This window comes from Nitrospirillum amazonense, assembly GCF_007828035.1.
GTDB lineage: Bacteria > Pseudomonadota > Alphaproteobacteria > Azospirillales > Azospirillaceae > Nitrospirillum > Nitrospirillum amazonense.
In genome coordinates, this window is record NZ_VITV01000002.1 from 264,340 (window position 1) to 282,928 (window position 18,589).

At 68.5% G+C, this 18,589-nt stretch carries 17 protein-coding genes; 7 read left to right on the forward strand and 10 right to left on the reverse strand.

What is annotated here, in order from left to right:
• Positions 1-66: 66 nt before the first annotated feature.
• The gene (locus FBZ87_RS05190) at positions 67-2,133 is read left to right on the forward strand and encodes a ComEC/Rec2 family competence protein (protein WP_186454588.1); all 2,067 of its coding nucleotides are present in this window, start codon (positions 67-69) and stop codon (positions 2,131-2,133) included.
• Between the two features lie 38 nt (positions 2,134-2,171).
• On the opposite strand, the gene lexA is transcribed toward FBZ87_RS05190, so the two are convergent.
• From lexA to FBZ87_RS05220, 6 genes are all read right to left on the reverse strand, one after another.
• Positions 2,172-2,894, reverse strand: coding sequence for a transcriptional repressor LexA (gene lexA / locus FBZ87_RS05195; RefSeq protein WP_145609296.1), 723 nt, complete (start codon positions 2,892-2,894; stop codon positions 2,172-2,174).
• Between the two features lie 152 nt (positions 2,895-3,046).
• Entirely contained in the window at positions 3,047-4,246 is a 1,200-nt protein-coding gene (locus tag FBZ87_RS05200) for a molybdopterin molybdotransferase MoeA (protein WP_145609297.1), read from the reverse strand.
• Between the two features lie 15 nt (positions 4,247-4,261).
• A complete protein-coding gene (gene moaC / locus FBZ87_RS05205) occupies positions 4,262-4,753 on the reverse strand; it encodes a cyclic pyranopterin monophosphate synthase MoaC (RefSeq protein ID WP_145609298.1) in 492 nt (163 codons plus the stop codon).
• Between the two features lies 1 nt (position 4,754).
• Positions 4,755-5,570 carry an indole-3-glycerol phosphate synthase TrpC gene (gene trpC, locus FBZ87_RS05210; protein ID WP_145609299.1) on the reverse strand — a complete coding sequence of 272 codons (816 nt, stop codon included), beginning with the start codon at positions 5,568-5,570 and terminating at the stop codon, positions 4,755-4,757.
• Positions 5,567-6,634 (reverse strand): anthranilate phosphoribosyltransferase, encoded by a 1,068-nt coding sequence (gene trpD / locus FBZ87_RS05215; protein ID WP_145609300.1) that lies wholly within the window; start codon positions 6,632-6,634, stop codon positions 5,567-5,569. Before trpD ends, trpC begins: the two co-directional genes overlap by 4 nt.
• Positions 6,631-7,254, reverse strand: a complete 624-nt coding sequence (locus FBZ87_RS05220; protein ID WP_145609301.1) for an anthranilate synthase component II — start codon at positions 7,252-7,254, stop codon at positions 6,631-6,633. The genes trpD and FBZ87_RS05220 overlap by 4 nt, the downstream gene beginning before the upstream one ends.
• A gap of 279 nt (positions 7,255-7,533) precedes the next feature.
• Between FBZ87_RS05220 and FBZ87_RS05225 the strand changes: the two genes are divergently transcribed.
• Both FBZ87_RS05225 and FBZ87_RS05230 read left to right on the forward strand, forming a co-directional pair.
• Complete coding sequence (locus FBZ87_RS05225) at positions 7,534-8,643, forward strand: divergent polysaccharide deacetylase family protein (protein WP_145609302.1); 1,110 nt, start codon at positions 7,534-7,536, stop codon at positions 8,641-8,643.
• Positions 8,644-8,679: 36 nt separating this feature from the next.
• A complete protein-coding gene (locus FBZ87_RS05230) occupies positions 8,680-8,883 on the forward strand; it encodes a heavy-metal-associated domain-containing protein (RefSeq protein WP_145609303.1) in 204 nt (67 codons plus the stop codon).
• Positions 8,884-9,027: 144 nt separating this feature from the next.
• Here FBZ87_RS05230 and trpE read toward each other — a convergent pair whose 3' ends face one another.
• Positions 9,028-10,554 (reverse strand): anthranilate synthase component I, encoded by a 1,527-nt coding sequence (gene trpE / locus FBZ87_RS05235; protein ID WP_145609304.1) that lies wholly within the window; start codon positions 10,552-10,554, stop codon positions 9,028-9,030.
• 6 nt (positions 10,555-10,560) lie between these two features.
• Positions 10,561-12,444, reverse strand: coding sequence for a peptidylprolyl isomerase (locus tag FBZ87_RS05240; protein WP_186454589.1), 1,884 nt, complete (start codon positions 12,442-12,444; stop codon positions 10,561-10,563).
• A 314-nt stretch (positions 12,445-12,758) separates the two neighbouring features.
• Here FBZ87_RS05240 and tpiA point away from each other — a divergent pair, with 314 nt between their 5' ends.
• The 4 genes from tpiA (at position 12,759) to kdsA (ending at position 16,695) form a co-directional block, all read left to right on the forward strand.
• Entirely contained in the window at positions 12,759-13,508 is a 750-nt protein-coding gene (tpiA, locus tag FBZ87_RS05245) for a triose-phosphate isomerase (RefSeq protein ID WP_145609306.1), read from the forward strand.
• 124 nt (positions 13,509-13,632) lie between these two features.
• The gene (gene secG, locus FBZ87_RS05250) at positions 13,633-14,040 is read left to right on the forward strand and encodes a preprotein translocase subunit SecG (RefSeq protein WP_145609307.1); all 408 of its coding nucleotides are present in this window, start codon (positions 13,633-13,635) and stop codon (positions 14,038-14,040) included.
• A 105-nt stretch (positions 14,041-14,145) separates the two neighbouring features.
• Positions 14,146-15,777 carry a CTP synthase gene (locus FBZ87_RS05255; RefSeq protein ID WP_145609308.1) on the forward strand — a complete coding sequence of 544 codons (1,632 nt, stop codon included), beginning with the start codon at positions 14,146-14,148 and terminating at the stop codon, positions 15,775-15,777.
• 78 nt (positions 15,778-15,855) lie between these two features.
• Positions 15,856-16,695, forward strand: a complete 840-nt coding sequence (gene kdsA / locus FBZ87_RS05260) for a 3-deoxy-8-phosphooctulonate synthase (protein ID WP_145609309.1) — start codon at positions 15,856-15,858, stop codon at positions 16,693-16,695.
• A 69-nt stretch (positions 16,696-16,764) separates the two neighbouring features.
• Here the strand turns inward: kdsA and FBZ87_RS05265 are convergent, their stop codons facing one another.
• Both FBZ87_RS05265 and FBZ87_RS05270 read right to left on the reverse strand, forming a co-directional pair.
• Positions 16,765-18,126: a DUF6438 domain-containing protein gene (locus FBZ87_RS05265; RefSeq protein WP_145609310.1), complete on the reverse strand. Its 1,362-nt coding sequence runs from the start codon at positions 18,124-18,126 to the stop codon at positions 16,765-16,767.
• Entirely contained in the window at positions 18,123-18,449 is a 327-nt protein-coding gene (locus FBZ87_RS05270) for a hypothetical protein (protein WP_145609311.1), read from the reverse strand. Before FBZ87_RS05270 ends, FBZ87_RS05265 begins: the two co-directional genes overlap by 4 nt.
• Between the last annotated feature and the right edge of the window lie 140 nt (positions 18,450-18,589).

Here is an 18,589-nt window from a genome sequence, read left to right on the forward strand (position 1 = left end):
ATGCGGATCACACATCGTGCGCTCGCCGCGTTAGCCAGCATTGTCGCATCTGCGTATGTCAATTTGGTGGAAGAGCGCGAACGTTGGGTCCTTTGGGTTCCCGTCTTCCTGGGGTCCGGCATCGCCCTGTACTTTGCCATGCCGGGGGAGCCGCCGCCCTGGTCGGGCCTGCTCTTCACCCTAGGGGTCTTCGGCCTCTACCTGCTGGCGGGAGAGCGGTTGCCCCTGCGGCTGGCCTTGGGCGCCCTGCTGGCTCTGGGCGTGGGCTTCACGGCGGTGGAAGCCCGCACAACCTGGCTCAGAACCCCTATCCTGCAGCGTCCCTTGGGACCCGTGCCGGTGGAGGGCCGCGTGGCCAATGTGGAGCGGCTGGACAAGGGCGTACGCGTCACCCTGGCCGATCCGCACATCCCCCGCCTGGCCCCCGACCTGACGCCGCCCGCCGTACGTATACGTCTGCGGCCGACCGATACCGCGCCGCCGGCCGGCACGCGGGTGCGGATCCTCGCGGCGCTGCGTCCACCGCCCGACAGTCCGGAGCCGGGCGCCTATGATTTCCGCCGATCCGCTTTCTACCAGGGCATCGGCGCCGTCGGCTTCGCCTTCAAGACGCCCGAGGTGGTGGCGCCGGCACCGGTGGGTATTGCCGGCTGGATCAACGACCGCGTGGTGGCCCTGCGTGAGCTGATCGCCGACCGCGTGGCCGCCCGCCTCAGCGGCGCGCCCGCCATGATCGCCATCGCGCTGCTGAACGGGGAACAGACAGGTATTCCGCCTGATGACCTGCAGGCCATGCGCGTTTCCGGCCTACAGCACATCCTGTCCATCTCCGGCCTGCACATCAGCCTGGTGGCGGCGCTGTTCTACTTCTTCGCCCGGGCGGCCCTGGCCCTGTGGGAGGGGGTGGCGCTGCGCTATCCCATCAAGAAGTGGGCCGCCGCCTTCGCCATCCTGGCGACCCTGGCCTACATGATGCTGGTGGGCGCGCAGGTGCCCACCTTGCGCTCCGTCCTCATGACGGCGCTGGCCATGGTGGCCATCCTGGCCGACCGCTCGGTCCTCAGCCCCCGGGCCATCGCCGTCGCCGGCATCCTCTGCCTGCTGTACCAGCCGGAGCAACTGCCGGGCCCCAGTTTCCAGATGAGCTTCGGCGCCGTGCTGGCGCTGATCAGCGCGTATGAGGTGCTGCGCGGCCCCTTGAACCGCTGGCGCAAGGATGGGGGCTGGCTGCGCCGCGCCGCCCTGTTCGTGGGGGGCCTGTGCCTGACGTCCATCATCTCCACCATCGCCACCATGCCGTTCTGCCTCTACCACTTCCAGCAGGTGGCCAATTACGGCGTGCTGGCCAACCTGATCGGCATTCCGATCACCGAACTGTGGATCATGCCGCTGTGCCTGCTGGCCTATGTCGCCATGCCCTTCCATCTGGAGGGCTGGATCATCGACATGATCGGCTGGGGGTGCGACGGCATCCTGTGGACGGCGCGCATCACGGCCGCCTTGCCTGGCGCCGCCCTGCATGGGGCGGCCCTGTCCGACCTGGCTTTCGGCCTGCTGGTGGTGGGTGGCCTGTGGCTGATGCTGTGGCGCCGCCGCTGGCGCCTGGCCGGCCTGGCGCCCATCGCGCTGGGCTGCGTGCTGGCCCCGTTGACGCCCCGGCCGGACATGGTGGTGTCGGGTGGTGGCACCATGGTTGCGGTGCGCGATGGCGGCGGCAAGCTGTGGCTGTCATCCTCGCGCGGCGGCGGCTTTGAGGTGGAGACCTGGGGCAAGCGCGATGGCGGGGAAGGGCGCCCGCCCGCCTGGCCCACCGTGGGCACGGATGACGGCAGCTTGCGTTGCGACAGCTTGGGCTGCCTCTACCATCCCGACCTTTACCGTCCGGAGCGGCGCGATCCCGCAGCCCCGGATGGGCGCCTGGTCGCCATCGCCTGGACCCGCGACGCCCTGGCGGAGGATTGCGACAATGCCGACCTGGTGATCTCCCGCGTGCCGGCGGCGGGCTGTGATGCTCCCCGCGTCATCGGCCCCGACGTGCTGGCCGCCCGTGGCGCACACGCCCTATACTTCGAGCGCGGCGGTGTACGCATCGAGACGGTACACGATCCGCAAAGCAAACGGCCCTGGGACTAAGGTCGCCAGGGCCGTTGCTCAGTCCAAGGCAGCTCTGGTCAGTACCGGCGGAACAGGCCCACCAGGCGACCCTGCACACGCACGCGGTCGGCGCCGAACACCCGGGTCTCGTAGGAGGGGTTGGCCGGTTCCAAGGCGATGGAGTTGTTCTTGCGGCGCAGGCGCTTCAGCGTCACCTCGGCGGCGTCGACCAAGGCGACGACGATGGCGCCGTTCTCCGCCGTCTCGCAGCGCTGGATGATGACGGTGTCGCCGTCATGAATGCCGGCGTCCACCATGCTGTCGCCGGCCACTTCCAGGGCATAGTGCTCCCCGATGCCCAGCATGGAGACAGGAATGTCGATGGTGCTGCCGCTGTCGCGCAGCGCCTCGATGGGCAAACCGGCGGCGATGCGGCCGTACAGCGGCAGGCTGACGGCACCGATGGCATCGCCGGCATCCCGGCCGGGCAGGCCCGCCTGGAAATCGGCCTTGATGACATTGGGCTTGAAGCGGGGTTCCACCTCCGCCGGGGCGGCCGCCGCGGCCTTCTTGGGCGCGGGCGTCGTTTCCGGCAGGCGCAACACCTCCAGCGCGCGGGCGCGGTGGGGCAGGCGGCGGATGAAGCCCCGCTCCTCCAGCCCGGTGATCAGGCGATGGATGCCGGACTTGGACTTCAGGCCCAAGGCATCCTTCATCTCATCGAATGAGGGAGAGACGCCGCCTTCACCCAGATGCTGGTGGATGTACAGCAGCAGCTCCTGTTGCTTCCGCGTCAGCATATCGCCCCCTTCGCTGTGTCGAGCCGCTAGATATGGAACAAACCCTAAACGTACTTGCCATGTTCTATTTTGGTTCACGGCTCGCGTCAAGGGTTAGCAATGAAAAACCACCGGACGATGACAGATTTAGGGCGGCCGACGGGGGATGGGCCTTAAATTCCGTCCAGCGGGACGATGTCCACCACGGTGCCGGCCTCGGCGGCGGGGGCGTGAGGTGGGCGGATGATCAGGCAATCCGCCGCCGCCAGGCGACTCAGCATGGAACTGTCCTGCTGGGTGAAGATCGCGACGGCGGGCAGGGTGCCATCGCTGGCCGTCAGGGTGGCGCGCAGATAGTCCTGCCGCCGGTCGTTGGCGGGCAGGGCGTTGGCCAGCACGGCTTGCGCCCGGGGCAACTCCGCCCGGGCCAGCCCCTGCATCCGGCGCAGCGCCGGCACCAGGAACAGGGCGGCGCACACCAGGCTGGAGACGGGATTGCCCGGCAGGCCCAGCAGGGGCGTGCCACCCAGGCGGCCGAACATCAGCGGCTTGCCCGGTCGCATGGCGATCTTCCAGAAATCCAGGTCCAAACCCTGACCGCCCAGCGCGTCGCGCACCAGGTCGTATTCACCGACGGAGGCGCCGCCGGTGGTGACCAGCAGGTCGCACCCGGCCGCCCCCCGCGCCAGGGTGGCCAGGGTATCGGCGTCATCGGGGGCGATGCCCAGGTTGACCGGGGTGCCGCCGTGGCGCCGCACCAGCGCCGCCAGCGCCAGGCCGTTGCTGCTGACGATCTGGCCGGGGCCGAGCGGCTCCCCCGGCATCACCACCTCATCGCCCGTGGCCAGGATGGCGACGCGGGGCCGGCGGTGCACGGTCAGGAAGGGGTGGTTCATGGCGGCGGCGAGGGCCACGTCGCGTACGGTCAGGAGACGGCCGGCTTTCAGGCCCACGGTCCCGGCGGTGAAGTCCAGGCCGGCGGCGCGCACCCAGCGGCCAGGCGTCCCCTCGCGCACCCGCACGCCGTCGCCCAGGTCGTCGCAGTCTTCCTGCAGCACCACCGTGTCGGCGCCGTCGGGGATAACGCTGCCGGTGAACAGGCGCACCGCCTGGCCTGGGGCCACCGTGCCGGCGAAGGGCCGGCCGGCCGGCGCCTCACCGATGCGGGCCAGCGTGACGGGCAGGGAGCCCAGGTCCGATCCCCGCACCGCCCAGCCATCCATGGCGGAGACGGCGGCGGGCGGCTGCGTCACCCGCGCCACGACATCGGCGGCCAGCACGCGGCTCGCCGCCTCGCCCACCCCCACCAGTTCGCCGGCCAGGGGCTGGAACTGGGCCAGGATGTGGGCCAGCGCTTCGTCAACGGGGATCATGGCAGGACCTGCGGTTCAGGGGGTTTCCGCGCGATAGGGGCCGCTTTTGCCGCCATCCTTGGCGATCAGGCGGATGTCGGCGATGACCATGCCCTTATCCACCGCCTTGCACATGTCGTACAGCGTTAGGGCGGCGACGCTGACGGCCGTCAGCGCCTCCATCTCTACGCCGGTGCGGCCCTTCAGTTTGGCCGTGGCCTCGATCTCCACGGCGTTGTCCTCAGGCAGGCAGGTCAGGTCCACCGTCACCTTGGTCAGAGCCAGCGGGTGGCAGAGGGGGATGAGGTCGGGCGTGCGCTTGGCCGCCATGATGCCGGCCAGCCGCGCCACGCCCAGCACATCACCCTTGCCCATCTGGCCCGCCTGGATCAGGGCCAGGGTCTCCGCCTTCATGACCACGCGGCCGCGGGCGGTCGCCAGGCGCTCCGTCTCCGCCTTGTCGGAGACATCGACCATCACCGCCTGGCCGGCGGCGTCGAAATGGGTGAAGCCGCTGTTCTCGGCCATCTCAGGCCACCGCCTGGTCCAGGCCCAGCAGGGCGCGGGTGGCGGCCGCGACATCGGCCTGGCGCATCAGCGACTCACCCACCAGGAAACGGCGGGCGCCCACGATCTCCATGCGCAGCAGATCCTGCGGATGATAAAGGCCGCTCTCCGCCACCAGGTGGCGGCCCGGCGGCACCATCCCGGCCAGCATCTCGGTGGTGGCGAGGTCGATGGACAGGGTCTTGAGGTTGCGGTTGTTCACGCCCAGCAGTCCGCCGGGCAGCGCCAGGGCACGGCGCATCTCCTCCAAGTCGTGCACCTCGACCAGCACATCCATGCCCCAGCCGGTGGCGGCGTCATACAGCTCCAGCGCCTGGGCGTCGTCCAGCGCCGCCATGATCAGCAGGATGCAGTCGGCGCCTAGGGCGCGGGCTTCGGCCACCTGGTAGGTGTCCAGCATGAAGTCCTTGCGCAGCACCGGCAGGTCGCAGGCGGCGCGGGCCGCCACCAAGTACTCGTCCGCCCCCTGGAAATAAGGCACGTCGGTCAGCACCGACAGGCAGGCGGCACCACCCTCCTGATAGGCACGGGCCAGGGCGGGGGGATCGAAATCCTCCCGTATCAGGCCCCTGCTGGGGCTGGCCTTCTTGATCTCGGCGATGAGGGCGTACAGGCCGGCATCCACCTTGGCCTGCAGGGCGCGGGCGAAGCCCCGGGTGGGGCCGGCCTCGCGCGCGGCCTGTTCCACCTCGGCGAGGGGGCGGGCGGCCTTGCAGGCGGCGATATGCTCACGCTTGTCGGCGCAAATCCGGGCCAGGACGTCTGCTGCGTCGCTCATGCGCGGGTTCCTTCGCTGTGTTCCTCGGCCACCGGGGGTGGCAGGGGGCAATGATGGGCCAGGGCCGCCAGCTTGGCGGCGGCGCGGCCATCGTCCAATGCCTGGGCCGCCTGGGCCACGCCGTCAGGCAAGGTGGTGGCCTTGTCGGCGACGATCAAGGCGGCGGCGGCGTTGATCAGCACAATGTCACGATAGGCGCCCTTTTCCCCCGCCAGCACGGCGCGCAGGGCCCGGGCATTCTCCGCCGCGTCGCCGCCCCGGATGTCCTGGGGCCGGGCGCGGGGCAGGCCGGCGTCCTCCGGCGTCACCTGGAAGCGGCGGATGGCGCCGTGGCGCAGCTCCGCCACGTGGGTGGCGCCGGTGGTGGTGATCTCGTCCAGCCCGTCCTCGCCGCTGACTACCCAGGCGACCTCCGTGCCCAGGCGGTTCAGCACCTGGGCCAGCGGCTCCACCCAGCGCTCGGCGAACACGCCCATCAGCTGGCGCTTGGCGCCCGCCGGGTTGGACAGGGGGCCGGTCAGGTTGAAGATGGTGCGGGTGCCCAGTTCCACCCGCGTCGGGCCCACGTTGCGCATGGCGCCGTGGTGGCGGGTGGCCATGAGGAAGGTGATGCCGTCCTGCCACAGGGCGGTGCGCACGGCCTCCAGCTCCGCCTCCACGTTCACGCCCAGCTGGCCCAGCACGTCGGCGGCGCCGGATTTGGACGACAGGGCGCGGTTGCCGTGCTTGGCCACCGGCACGCCGCAGGCGGCCAGCACGAAGGCCACGGTGGTGGAGATGTTGTAGGTGCCGCTGGCGTCGCCGCCGGTGCCGCAGGTGTCGATGGTACCCGGCGGGCAGTCGATACGGGCGGCGCGGCCGCGCAAGGCCCGCACCGCGCCTGTGATCTCGTCCACCGTTTCGCCGCGCACGCGCAGCGCCATGAGAAAGCCCCCCATCTGGGATGGGGTTGCGTTGCCGGACATGAGGATGTCGAAGGCGGCCAGGGCCTGATCCTCCGACAGGCGCTTGCCCTCGGCCACCCGGCCGAGCAGCGCCTTCATGTCACCGATGTCACCGCTCATGCCGCCAGGCCGGTCTTCTTGACGGCCTTGCGTGCCACGCCGGCGAAATCCAGGAAGTTCGCCAGGATCTGGTGGCCGTGGTCGGAGGCAATGCTCTCGGGATGGAACTGCACGCCATGGATGGGCAGGGTACGGTGGCGCAGGGCCATGATCATCTGGTCCTCCCTGCCTCCCTCAATCCAGGCGACCGATTCCAGCTCCGCCGGCAGGGTCTCCCGCTCCACGATCAGGGAATGGTAACGGGTGGCGGCGAAGGGCGTGGGCAGGGTCTTCATGACGCCTTCGCCCTGGTGGGTGACCTGGCTGACCTTGCCGTGCATGGGCACCGGCGCGCGGATGACGCGGCCGCCGAAGGCCTGGCCAATGGCCTGGTGGCCCAGACACACGCCGAACAGGGGGATGCGCCGTTCCGCGGCGGCCGTGATCAGCGGCAGGCAGATGCCGGCCTTGTCGGGATCGCAGGGACCGGGGGAAAGGACGATGGCCTCCGGCTTCAGGGCCAGGGCGTCATCCACACTCAGGGCGTTGTTACGCCAAACGGCCACGTCGGCGCCCAGCTCGCCGACGTAATGGACGAGATTGTACGTGAAGCTATCGTAATTATCGATGAGCAGCAGCATGATCTGGGGACCCGTTTGGGGGGAATTGGACGTGGCCAAAGGTGGCCTACACTAGTCCCGAGGCTGCGCGCAGGGCAACCGGATTGGGCGCGGGTCCGATAAGCGGCATATGCCGACATGTGGGTGTGATAGGCGGCATACCCCACCTAGGAGATTGCCAGCATCAGCGGGGCTGTAGCAGTACTGATGGCCGGCCCACAACCACAACCGGCCGCGCGCGAAGGGGACAGTCATGACCGTTTCCACCACATCCGTTTCCCACAGCAGACGGTCCCGCTGATGCCCCGCCGCGTCACCCCGCCGCCGCCCTTGGGGCGGCCGGGACAAAAGGCCCCCAAGCGCGCGTCTGCCCGGCGGCGCAAGGGCGCCAGGATCAGCCTGACCCGGGCGCAGCTGGCAGGTATCGTCGGCCTGACGGCCATCGTGGCCCTGTTGGGCGCCTATGTGATGGGCAACCGCCATCCGCACAAGCCCACGGTGGCGACGGCACCGTCGCCATCGGGGACGGGCAAGACGAACCCCCGTTTACCCAGCGCACCGCCGGTTCCCCCCGTGCCGCCGCCGGAGCAGCATGCCGAAGCACCGGTGACGCTGCCGCCGGTCCCTCCTTCCAAGACGGAACCGCCGAAGGTGGAGCCGAGCAAGGGGGGCGCCGCCTGGCGGCGTAACGCCGTGCCGCCGCCCCAGATGGCTGCTCCGGCGCCCGGGGCGGCGCATGCCCGCATCGTGCTGGTGATCGACGACCTGGGCGTGGACCGGCCGCGCTCCACCCGCGCCGTGGCGCTGCCGGGCCCGGTCACCACCGCCTGGCTGCCCTATGCCCACGACCTGGCCGACCAGACCCGGGCGGCGCGGGCGGCGGGGCATGAGCTGATCGTGCATGTGCCCATGGAGCCGGTGGGCAAGGCCGATCCCGGCCCGGGCGCCCTGACGGTGAACCTGAGTGACGAGGAGGTCCAGCGCCGGCTGGAAGCCGACCTGGCGTCCTTCGACGGCTACGTCGGCATCAACAACCATATGGGCAGCCGCTTCACCGCGAACGAGGGCAAGCTGGCCATCGTGCTGGCGGAGCTGTCGCGCCGGGGCCTGATGTTCCTGGACAGCCGCACCACCCCGGACACCAAGGGGCCCGAACTGGCAGCGCGCTACCGCCTGCCGCTGGTCAGCCGCGACGTCTTCCTGGACGACGACCAGTCGCCCAAGGCGGTGCAGGCCATGCTGGCCAAGGTGGAGGAGGTGGCCCGCCGCCACGGCACCGCCGTCGCCATCGGCCATCCGCATGACGTGACCCTGACCGCCTTGGAGCATTGGTTGCCCACCTTGGCCGCCAAGGGTTTCACCCTGGTGCCATTGACGGCCGTCATAGCGGCCACGCCCGGCGGCACATAAAGATCATTAACTGACCGGTGGCAGTTGGAGAGTGAGATGAGTGCTTCTTATCGAATCGACGGCATGACCTGCCAGGGCTGCGCACGCTCGGTGACCAAGGCCATCCAGGCCGTGGCGCCGTCGGCCGAGGTCGCCGTGGATGTGGAGGCGGGCGTGGTGACCGTCACCGGTCCCGCCGACGGCGCCCAGGTGAGGGGGGCCGTCGAGGATGCCGGCTTCGACTTCGTCGGCCCTGCCTGAGTGTGTTCATAAAGCTCGGTTGAGCGGCGTCATGCATATCCAAACCATCCAACCCGCACCATGACGAGGGTGCACGCGGGGGAATGCTGACATGACAAAGCCGCCAGCGGTGTCTCCCGCCGGCGGCTTTGTCAGATTCCAAGCTCAGATGTTCCGCGTCGAGCGCTTTTCCTGGGCGTAGCGCACGGCTTCCTCGGCGGCCTTGAACAGGGCCTTGGCCTTGTTCACGGTCTCCTGGTACTCGGCTTCCGGATCACTGTCCGCCACCACGCCGCCGCCGGCCTGGACGTGCATGACGCCGTCCTTGATGACGGCGGTGCGCAGCGCAATGCAGGTGTCCATGGTGCCGTTGGCGGCGAAGTAGCCGATGCAGCCGCCATAGATGCCGCGGCGGGTGCCTTCCAGCTCCTCGATGATCTCCATGGCGCGCACCTTGGGCGCGCCGGAGACCGTGCCGGCGGGGAAGCCGCCCACCAGGGCGTTGATGGCGTTGAAGCGGGACTTGTCCAGCTTGCCCTCAACGTTGGAGACGATGTGCATCACGTGGGAATAATGCTCGATGGTGAAGCGCTCGGTCACCGTGACCGTGCCCACCTCGGCCACCCGGCCCACGTCGTTGCGGCCTAAATCCAGCAGCATCAGGTGCTCTGACAGCTCCTTGGGGTCGGCCAGCAGGTCGGCCTCCAGCTCCTTGTCCTCCGCCGGGGTCTTGCCGCGGCGGCGGGTGCCGGCGATGGGGCGGATGGTGACGGTGTCGTCGCGCAGCCGCACCAGGATCTCCGGGCTGGAGCCCACGACCGACAGGTCCCCGAAATCCAGGAAGAACAGGAAGGGCGAGGGGTTGATGCGGCGCAGGGCGCGGTACAGCGCGAAGGGCGGCAGGGCGAAGGGAACCGAGAAGCGCTGGCTGGGCACCACCTGGAAGATGTCGCCGGCGCGGATGTACTCCTTCGCCTTCTCCACCATGGCGTGGTAGTCGGCGCGGCTGATGTTGGAGGAGGGGTCGGGCAGGGCCTCGATCTCACCCACCGCGTCATGCCCCACCGGCAAGGGCCGGTCCAGGTCGGCCACTGCGTCGGCCAGGCGTTCCTTGGCGGCGAGGTAGGCGGCCTCCGCCGACACCCCGGCCTGGGGGCGCACCGGGGTTACCAGGGTGACCACGTTCTCGATGCTGTCGAAGATGGCCATGATGGTGGGGCGGATGAGGACGGCGTCCTCCACCCCCAGCGCGTCCCGGTTCTTCTCCGGCAGCTTTTCCATCAGCCGGACCATGTCGTAGCCGAGATAGCCGAACAGGCCGGCCGACATGGGCGGCAGGTGGGCCGGCAGGTCGATGCGGCTCTCCTCCAGCACGTCGGCCAGGGCGTCCAGCGGGGCGGCGGACAAGGGCTCGAACGACGCCAGGTCGGTGGCGGCGCGCCGGTTGATCCAGGCCTGGGTCCCCTTGCTCTTCCAGATCAGGTCGGGCTTCAGCCCGATCAGGGAATAGCGGCCGCGGACGGAGCCGCCGGTGACCGATTCCAGCAGGAAGGAGAACGGGCGTCCCTGCGCCAGCTTCAGCATGGCGGCGACGGGCGTCTCCAGGTCGCTGACCAGCCGCGTCCAGACGACCTGCGCCTGGCCCGCGGCGTATGCCGTGCCGAAGGCCGTCTCATCGGGGAAGGGGGTCACGACGCCTTACTCCTGGTGTTCAAGGCGCTGCAGCAGCGTCCGGTTCTCGGTGATGCGATAGCGCTGGCGCAGGGCGTCCAGGAACTGGACGTAGAGGTCGCCGGCCACGCCGTCGCGCAGTTGCTTGGCGGCCACGCCGGCGCGGTCGGCCAGCAGCGGCTCCGGCATGGGCACCAATGCCGCCAGACGCACCACCATCTGGCCGTCGGCGGCGGCGCCGGTGGTGACCTCGCCCGGCTTCAGGGTGAACAGGGCGTCCACCAGTTCCGGCGTCAGGGGGCTGTCCTTGCCCACGGTGCGGCCCACGGGCGGCTGGCGGGTGTAGACGGCACCCGTCTCCTTGGCCACCTGCTCCGGCGTGGCGCCGGCCTTCAGCTTCTCCACGATATCCTTGGCCTTGGCCTTGGCGGCCTCGTCGCGCTTGGAGGATTTCCAGTCGGCGATGACCTGATCCTTCACCTGGTCCAGCGGCTTCAGGGCCGGGGCCTGCACGCTGTCCACGCGCACGGCGAAATAGCTCTTGTTGCGCTCGCCCTCGGTGGTGCTGCTGTTGTCGCCCGAGGCCAGGCCGAAGGCGGTCTGCACCATCTTGGCGATGGGAACGGCCAGGCCGGTCACCGGCTTGCCGGCGGGGTCCTTGCCCTCGCGGTCCACGGCGGCGATCTTGGTCACCGCCGCGTCCACCTTCTTGGCGGCCTCTTCCAGCGAGGCGCCGCCGGAAATGGCATCGTCCAGCTTGTTCGACAGGTCGTACAGCTGGTCGGTGGCGCGCTCGGCCTTCACCTGCTCCACCAGCTGGGCCTTCACCTGGTCCAAGGTCTGGGTGCTGCCGGGGACGATCTTGGTGACGGCGACAACATGCCAGCCGAAGCCGCTTTTCACCGGCTCCGACACCTTGCCCTGGGGCAGGGAAAAGGCGATGTCCTGCAACTCGGCCGGCAGATCCGCCTTGGTGATGTTGGCCAGCGGCAGCATGGACACGCCGGCGGCCTTGGCGGCATCGGCCAGCGACTTTCCGCCGGCGGCGGCCTGCGCCACCTTTTCCGCCTGTTCCTTCGTGTCGACCAGCACCTGGTCCAGGTCGCGGCGTTCCGGCTTCACGAATTCCTTGGACCGGGCGTCGTAGGCCTTCTTCAGGTCCTCGTCGCTGACCTCCTCGGTCTTGGCGATGGCGTCGGTGGACAGGGTGACCACGGTCAGGGCGCGGTATTCCGGGGCGGTGTAGCGGACGGCCTGAGCCTTGTGGAAAGCCTCCAGCGTCGCCTGGTCGGGCGTGCCCGGGTCCGGCATGGCCTTGTCGGCCACGAACAGCGTCTCCGCCCCGCGTTGCTCGCCGCGATAGCGCACCAGGTCGCGGGCCAGGGTCTGCGGCACGCGGATGCCGGCGGCCAGGGCCTCCGTCACCTCGGTGCGGGCCATGTCCTCGCGCACCTCGCCGACGATCTCTTCCTCGGTCAGCTGGTTCTGACGCAGCAGGGCCCGCATCAGCAGGGGATCGAACTGGCCGGACTTGTCCTTGAACACCGGCATCTCGGCGATCTTCTGCGCCGCCGCCTGTTCCGAGACGCGCAGGCCGAAGTCGTGCGTCGCCTGCTTGATCAGGGCGCGCTGGATCTCGTCCTGCAGCGCCGCGCGCATCAGGCCCATCTGTTTGGCCTGCTCGGCCGTCAGTTCCGGCCCCATGGTCTGGCGCAGCCGGCTCACCTGCTGGCGGAAGGCGCGGTCCACATCCTGCGGGGTGATCTCGGTGTCGCCGACCCGGGCCACAGCTTGGTCACTGACGGTGGTGCCCACCCGGCCCACACCCCAGATCCCGAAACTGATGATCAGGAACACGAACAGGATCTTGGAGAACCACGAGCCCGAGAATTTGCGGATGAACTGAAGCATGTGCCTGCTGCGTCTTGCGAATTGCTTGTCAGTGGGAACGGGGCCTGGGCCCTGGATATCCCACCCTCCCATCAGGGCGCGGCATCATAGAAGCAGGGGGCGGGGGCGGCAATAGATGGTTGGGCGGGCGACGCGCATGGGCCGGACGTGCCGACTCACGGTCTTGTCACGGCCTGAATCATGGAAATGCCGGCCCATGACTGTTACAGCATGACGACAGGGACAACCGTGACAAGGCGGGCCACCCAAACCTAAAAGGCCCCCGCGCGGATGCTTCCCTTTTGAGTGCGTTAAACTCGGGGAGAACAAAGGAAATGCGCCGCAAATTCATTGTCGGTAATTGGAAGATGCACGGCCTGAGGGAAGGGGGGACGGCATTGGCCTCCGACCTCGCCGGCCGCATGCTGGGGGCGGGTGACGTCGCCTTCGACATGCTGCTGTGCCCGCCCGCCACCCTGATCCACACCGTGGTCCAAGCCGTGTCCGATGCGCCGGTCAGCGTCGGTGGCCAGGATTGCCATGGCAAGGATTCGGGGGCCCATACCGGGGACATCGGGGCCCCCATGCTGGCCGACGCCGGCTGCCGGTACGTCATCGTCGGCCATTCAGAGCGGCGGCAGGGCCATGGCGAGCAGAGCGTGGAGGTGAGGGCCAAGGCCGCCGCCGCCCACCGCGCCGGCCTGGTCGCCATCGTCTGCGTGGGTGAGACGGAGGCGGAGCGCGACGCCGGCCGCGCCATGGACGTCATCGCCCGCATGGTGGACGATTCCATGCCCGAAGGCGCCACGGCGGCCAACACCGTGGTGGCCTATGAGCCCGTCTGGGCCATCGGCACGGGGCGCACGCCCACGCCCAAGGACGTGGCAGCCATGCATTCCATGATCAGGCGCCGTCTCGCAACGCTGGTTGATCAGCCGGACGCGGTGCGCATCTTATATGGCGGTTCCGTTAAGCCGGACAACGCGGCCAGCCTGTTGCACATCGACGATGTGGACGGGGCCCTGGTTGGCGGCGCCAGCTTGAAAGCGGACGAATTCTGGGCCATCGCGGAAACTTGCCGCTAGCGCCCCGGGTTCGGACTGGGTAAAGAGATGCGCGAGCAGGTCGGCCGCCCCCGGACGGGGCGGCCGGCTATTTCATGTTTTGCCATAACCATTGTTTGGCCTGCTGGATAGGATTGCTGCTTCGATGTCCACCGTCGTCCTGGTTTTGCACATTCTGATCGGCATCGCGCTGGTCGGTGTCGTCCTGGTCCAGCGCTCTGAAGGCGGCGGGCTGGGCATGGGCGGCGGCACCATGGGCGGCTTCATGACGGCCCGGGGCAGCGCCAACCTGCTGACCCGCACCACCTCCATCCTCTTCGGCGCCTTCCTGGTGACCAGCCTGGTGCTGGCCCTGCTGAACCGTGCGGCCACGCACCACGATTCGGTGTTCGACAAGCTGCCGGCCGCCGCCGCTCCGGCCCCGGCCACGCCTGCGCCCGGTGCCGTGCCCTCCGGCGACCAGCCGGCCGCGCCAGCGGCGCAGCAGCCGGCACCGGCGACCACCTCCCCGGCTCCCACCTCTGGCGAGCCCAAAGTTCCGACCGGCCAGTAAAGGCGGGCGACACTAACGGAGGCGGCGAAAGCCGCCTCTTTCAATTCGGGGGGCCGGCGCATTCGCGTTGGCCCGACATGCGGCCTTTAGCTAAACTAGGCTTCCATGACGCGCTTCATTTTCATCACCGGCGGCGTGGTCTCTTCCTTGGGTAAGGGACTGGCGTCGGCCGCTCTGGGTGCTTTGCTCCAGGCCCGTGGCTACAAGGTCCGCCTGCGCAAGCTCGACCCCTACCTGAACGTCGATCCCGGCACCATGAGCCCCTACCAGCATGGTGAGGTGTTCGTGACCGACGATGGTGCGGAGACCGACCTGGATCTGGGCCATTACGAGCGCTTCACCGGCGTCTCGGCCCGGCAGACGGACAACATCACCACCGGCCGCATCTATTCCAACGTGATCGCCAAGGAGCGCCGCGGCGACTACCTGGGCGCCACCGTGCAGGTGATCCCGCACGTCACCGACGCCATCAAGGAGTTCATCCTGGGCGACGTGAAGGATGAGGACTTCATCCTGTGCGAGATCGGCGGCACCGTCGGCGACATCGAGAGCACCCCGTTCCTGGAGGCCATCCGCCAGCTGGGCAACGATCTGGGGCCGGAGCGGGCGCTGTTCATCCACCTGACCCTGCTGCCCTACATCCCGTCGGCGGGTGAGCTGAAGACCAAGCCCACCCAGCACTCGGTGAAGGAGCTGCTGTCGGTCGGCATCCAGCCGTCCATCCTGCTGTGCCGCTCCGACCGTCCCATCCCGGAGAACGAGCGCCGCAAGATCGCCCTGTTCTGCAACATCCGGCAGGAGCGGGTGATCGCCGCCCTGGACGTGGACACCATCTACCACGTGCCGGTCAGCTATCACGAGCAGGGCTTCGACGAGCAGGTGCTGCGCTACTTCGGCCTGCCGGCCGACGAGGCGCCGGATCTCTCCCGCTGGAAGGAGATCGCCGCCCGCGTCCGCCAGCCGGAGGGCGAGGTCACCATTGCCGTGGTCGGCAAGTACACCAGCCTGCTGGACAGCTACAAGTCGTTGGCCGAGGCCCTGACGCACGGCGGCATCGCCAACAACGTCAAGGTCAAGCTGGATTGGATCGATAGCGAAATCTTCGAGGGCGGCGGCGCCGTGCAGCGGTTGGAAGGGGTGCACGGCATCCTGGTTCCCGGCGGCTTCGGCGAGCGCGGGTCCGAAGGCAAGATCCGCGCGGCCCAGTTCGCGCGTGAGCGCAACGTGCCCTATTTCGGCATCTGCTTCGGCATGCAGATGGCGGTCATCGAAGCCAGCCGCCACCTGGCGGGCCTGGAGGACGCGGGCTCATCCGAGTTCGGGCACAAGTACAAGCATCCCGTGGTCGGCCTGATGACCGAGTGGGTGCGGGGCAATGAGATGGAGAAGCGCGGCGCCGAGGGCGACCTGGGCGGCACCATGCGGCTGGGCGCCTATCCCTGCCAGCTGCTGCCGGGTACCAAGGTTGCGGAGGTCTATGGCGCCAACCATATCGAGGAGCGTCACCGCCATCGGTATGAGGTGAACATCACCTACAAGGACCAGCTGGAGAAGGTGGGCCTGAAGTTCTCAGGCCTGTCGCCCGACGGCGAGCTGCCGGAAATCGTCGAGATCCCGTCGCATCCCTGGTTCATCGGCGTGCAGTTCCATCCGGAACTGAAGTCCAAGCCGTTCGAGCCGCACCCGCTGTTCACCAGCTTCATCAGCGCCGCCATCGCGCAGAGCCGGCTGGTTTAAGCAGCAACGCCCGTAAAAGTCGCGAGGGGCCGCCGCATCACGAGCGGCGGCCCTTTCGCTTTAAAGAGGCACCGAGAGATGACCGATATCCGCACTGTCCGCATCCGTGACCTGGACGTGGCCAACGACAAGCCCTTCATGCTGATCGCCGGCCCCTGCCAGCTGGAAAGCCGCGCGCACGCGCTGGAGATGAGCCAGGCCCTGGTGGAGATCACCGCCAAGCTGGGCATCGGCCTCGTCTACAAGACCAGCTTCGACAAGGCCAACCGCACGTCGGTCAGCACCGCGCGCGGCCTGGGCATGGAAAAGAGCCTGCCCATCCTGGCCGAGGTGCGGGAGACGTTCGGCTGCCCCGTCCTGACCGACGTGCACACGGCGGAGCAGTGCGCCCCCGTGGCCGAGGTGGTGGACGTGCTGCAGATCCCGGCCTTCCTCTGCCGCCAGACCGACCTGCTGCTGGCCGCCGGCGAAACCGGCAAGGTCATCAATGTGAAGAAGGGCCAGTTCCTGGCGCCGTGGGACATGAAGAACGTGGCGGCCAAGATCGCCTCCACCGGCAACGAGAACATCCTGCTGTGCGAGCGCGGCGCCAGCTTCGGCTACAACACCCTGGTCAGCGACATGCGCAGCCTGCCCATCATGGCGCAGACGGGCTATCCGGTGGTGATGGACGCCACCCATTCCGTGCAGCAGCCGGGCGGGCAGGGCACCACCAGCGGCGGCCAGCGCGAATTCGTGCCGGTGCTGGCCCGCGCCGCCCTGGCCGTGGGCGTTGCCGCCGTCTTCATGGAAACCCATGAGAACCCCGATTGCGCCCCCAGCGACGGCCCCAACATGGTCAAGCTGAAGGACCTGCCGGCCCTGCTGGAAACCATGGTTGCCATCGACCGCATCGCCAAGGCCAACCCGATCTTCTGATCGGCGGCTTCGGTTCCTGCGTTTGAAGGATGGACACCGGCGGCGGGGGGACCTGCCGCCGGTGTTTCGTTATTGGATGCCGTGCGCCGCCAGCCAGCGCGTGGTGGCGGGCATGTCATAGATTTTGGCGCGCTGGGCCAGCGTATGACCCTCCTCGTCGCGCCCCTCCGGGCTGGCGCCCGCCTGCAGCAGGCGTACAGCGATAGCGTCGTTCCAAGTTGCGAAGACGGGCGCCAGGCCGTTCTTGTCCCGGATCGTGACATCGGCGCCGTTGGCCAGCAGTGTCTCCACCATGTCCAAATCGTCTGCCTCGAACAGTGGAGTGCGGCCCCGCCCGTCACGATGGTTGGGGTTGGCCCCGAGGGCGAGGAGCCGTTTGGCTGTGGCCAACCAAGCGTCGTGAGGCTTCCATCGGAAGCGTTGGAGGGAGCCCAGCGCCGTCTGACCGCCAACCATTTGCCGGCTTGGCTCTGTCACTGTGACGGCATCAACGTTGATCCCCGCCTCCACTGCGGCTTCAGCCAGGGCTGGGTCACACGCGGCGGCCCATCGTGCGAACAGATGATTGGCTTCACCGGGTCGCAACCGGGCCAGCCAACCGGCGGCGGTCAGTCGCTTGAAGACCGGTGCGCGCCCTTCCTCCATGGCATCACGCAGCAAATCAAGGCCGAGCAAGCTGTCAGACTGGCCGTCGCGCCCCTTGGTGACAGCCTCCAGCGGCAGTCCGCGGTCGATCATGTCCAAGAGTGTTTCCGTGGGCGGAACATCGGGGCCGTGCAGGACGATGGCGGCGGCGGATACGGACGTGAAGTCGAACCCGGTGGCGGCCAGCCACTCCACCAGCCCCGGCGCCCCTTCGATCCAGCGTGCCGTGTTGGTGACGCGATCAACCTCATCCTCCAGCGTTCTGACCACGGCCGGCATGCCCACCATGGTTCCGGCATAATCCTCGATGTGCTTGGTGCCTTTATCCGTTTCCAAGGTCAGGCTGTGGCGCGGCTGATCGCTGACCATGGCGACATAGCTGTCGGCCAGGTCGAAGAAATGGGCATCTTCGAAGCGGCGCGCCAGCGCTGCCACGGCCTCGCGCGGCACACGGTCCTCCTGCCGGCCGGGCACGAGCACGTCGGAAGAAAAGAAGGGCGGGCGGCGATAGGCGACGGTGGGGAAACGCTGGCCCGGTGGCAGGTCGCCGCCGCCGTCGAAGATGACACGGCCAGAGCCCTCGATCACCACGCTGTATTGCGGGCATCGTCCCATGCCACAGCCCAGGCGGGTTAAGGTTATCCGCAGCTTGCCAGCATCCAAAGCGGGAAACGGCTGCGGCTCGGGAGCCGCCCGCGCAGGTATGCCAGCCAGGGCCAGGAGCAATAGCCCGGCCGCGCTGAACCATCGGAACGGCAAGGCGGAGACCCTGGGTAATTGTTTCATGTTCTGCCGCCTAAGGCCGTCGCTTGTCCGTGCGCCGCCAGCCAGCGCGCGGTGGCTGGCATTCCATACCGCGCCACTCGGTCCGAGAGGGTGCGACCGTCGGTGTCGCGCCCCTCCGGGCTGGCCCGCACCTGCAGTTCGACGGTGGTCGCTTCCGCCAAGGAAGGCTCGCGAATGTCCGCCTGGTTGGTCAGGCGACCGAAGAACGCCGTGGAACTGAGGCCGATGGCGTCGTCAGCGCCACGGTTCAGGGCGCAGGCGCCGAGGATTGGGAGCAGGGCGGCGACCAGTAGACGGGCGACACGGCGCGGCGCTTGCGGCAAGGCGGACTCCCAACGGCGAAGTCATGGCAACTCTGCCATAACGGGTATAAAACATCCAATCTTCCCGTAAGAAAGAGCCTGCCCAGGCAAGCGGGGTAGGGGCTGGGCCGTCCCACAACCGCAGCCTTCAAATCGTCATA

Bases quoted from the DNA above. Each gene is read 5' to 3' on its own strand.
- lexA (WP_145609296.1), bottom strand. From the start codon at position 2,894: ATGCTGACGCGGAAGCAACAGGAGCTGCTGCTGTACATCCACCAGCAT.
- FBZ87_RS05200 (WP_145609297.1), bottom strand. From the start codon at position 4,246: ATGATCCCCGTTGACGAAGCGCTGGCCCACATCCTGGCCCAGTTCCAG.
- moaC (WP_145609298.1), bottom strand. From the start codon at position 4,753: ATGGCCGAGAACAGCGGCTTCACCCATTTCGACGCCGCCGGCCAGGCG.
- trpC (WP_145609299.1), bottom strand. From the start codon at position 5,570: ATGAGCGACGCAGCAGACGTCCTGGCCCGGATTTGCGCCGACAAGCGT.
- trpD (WP_145609300.1), bottom strand. From the start codon at position 6,634: ATGAGCGGTGACATCGGTGACATGAAGGCGCTGCTCGGCCGGGTGGCC.
- FBZ87_RS05220 (WP_145609301.1), bottom strand. From the start codon at position 7,254: ATGCTGCTGCTCATCGATAATTACGATAGCTTCACGTACAATCTCGTC.
- FBZ87_RS05225 (WP_145609302.1), top strand. From the start codon at position 7,534: ATGCCCCGCCGCGTCACCCCGCCGCCGCCCTTGGGGCGGCCGGGACAA.
- FBZ87_RS05230 (WP_145609303.1), top strand. From the start codon at position 8,680: ATGAGTGCTTCTTATCGAATCGACGGCATGACCTGCCAGGGCTGCGCA.
- FBZ87_RS05240 (WP_186454589.1), bottom strand. From the start codon at position 12,444: ATGCTTCAGTTCATCCGCAAATTCTCGGGCTCGTGGTTCTCCAAGATC.
- tpiA (WP_145609306.1), top strand. From the start codon at position 12,759: ATGCGCCGCAAATTCATTGTCGGTAATTGGAAGATGCACGGCCTGAGG.
- secG (WP_145609307.1), top strand. From the start codon at position 13,633: ATGTCCACCGTCGTCCTGGTTTTGCACATTCTGATCGGCATCGCGCTG.
- FBZ87_RS05255 (WP_145609308.1), top strand. From the start codon at position 14,146: ATGACGCGCTTCATTTTCATCACCGGCGGCGTGGTCTCTTCCTTGGGT.
- kdsA (WP_145609309.1), top strand. From the start codon at position 15,856: ATGACCGATATCCGCACTGTCCGCATCCGTGACCTGGACGTGGCCAAC.
- FBZ87_RS05265 (WP_145609310.1), bottom strand. From the start codon at position 18,126: ATGAAACAATTACCCAGGGTCTCCGCCTTGCCGTTCCGATGGTTCAGC.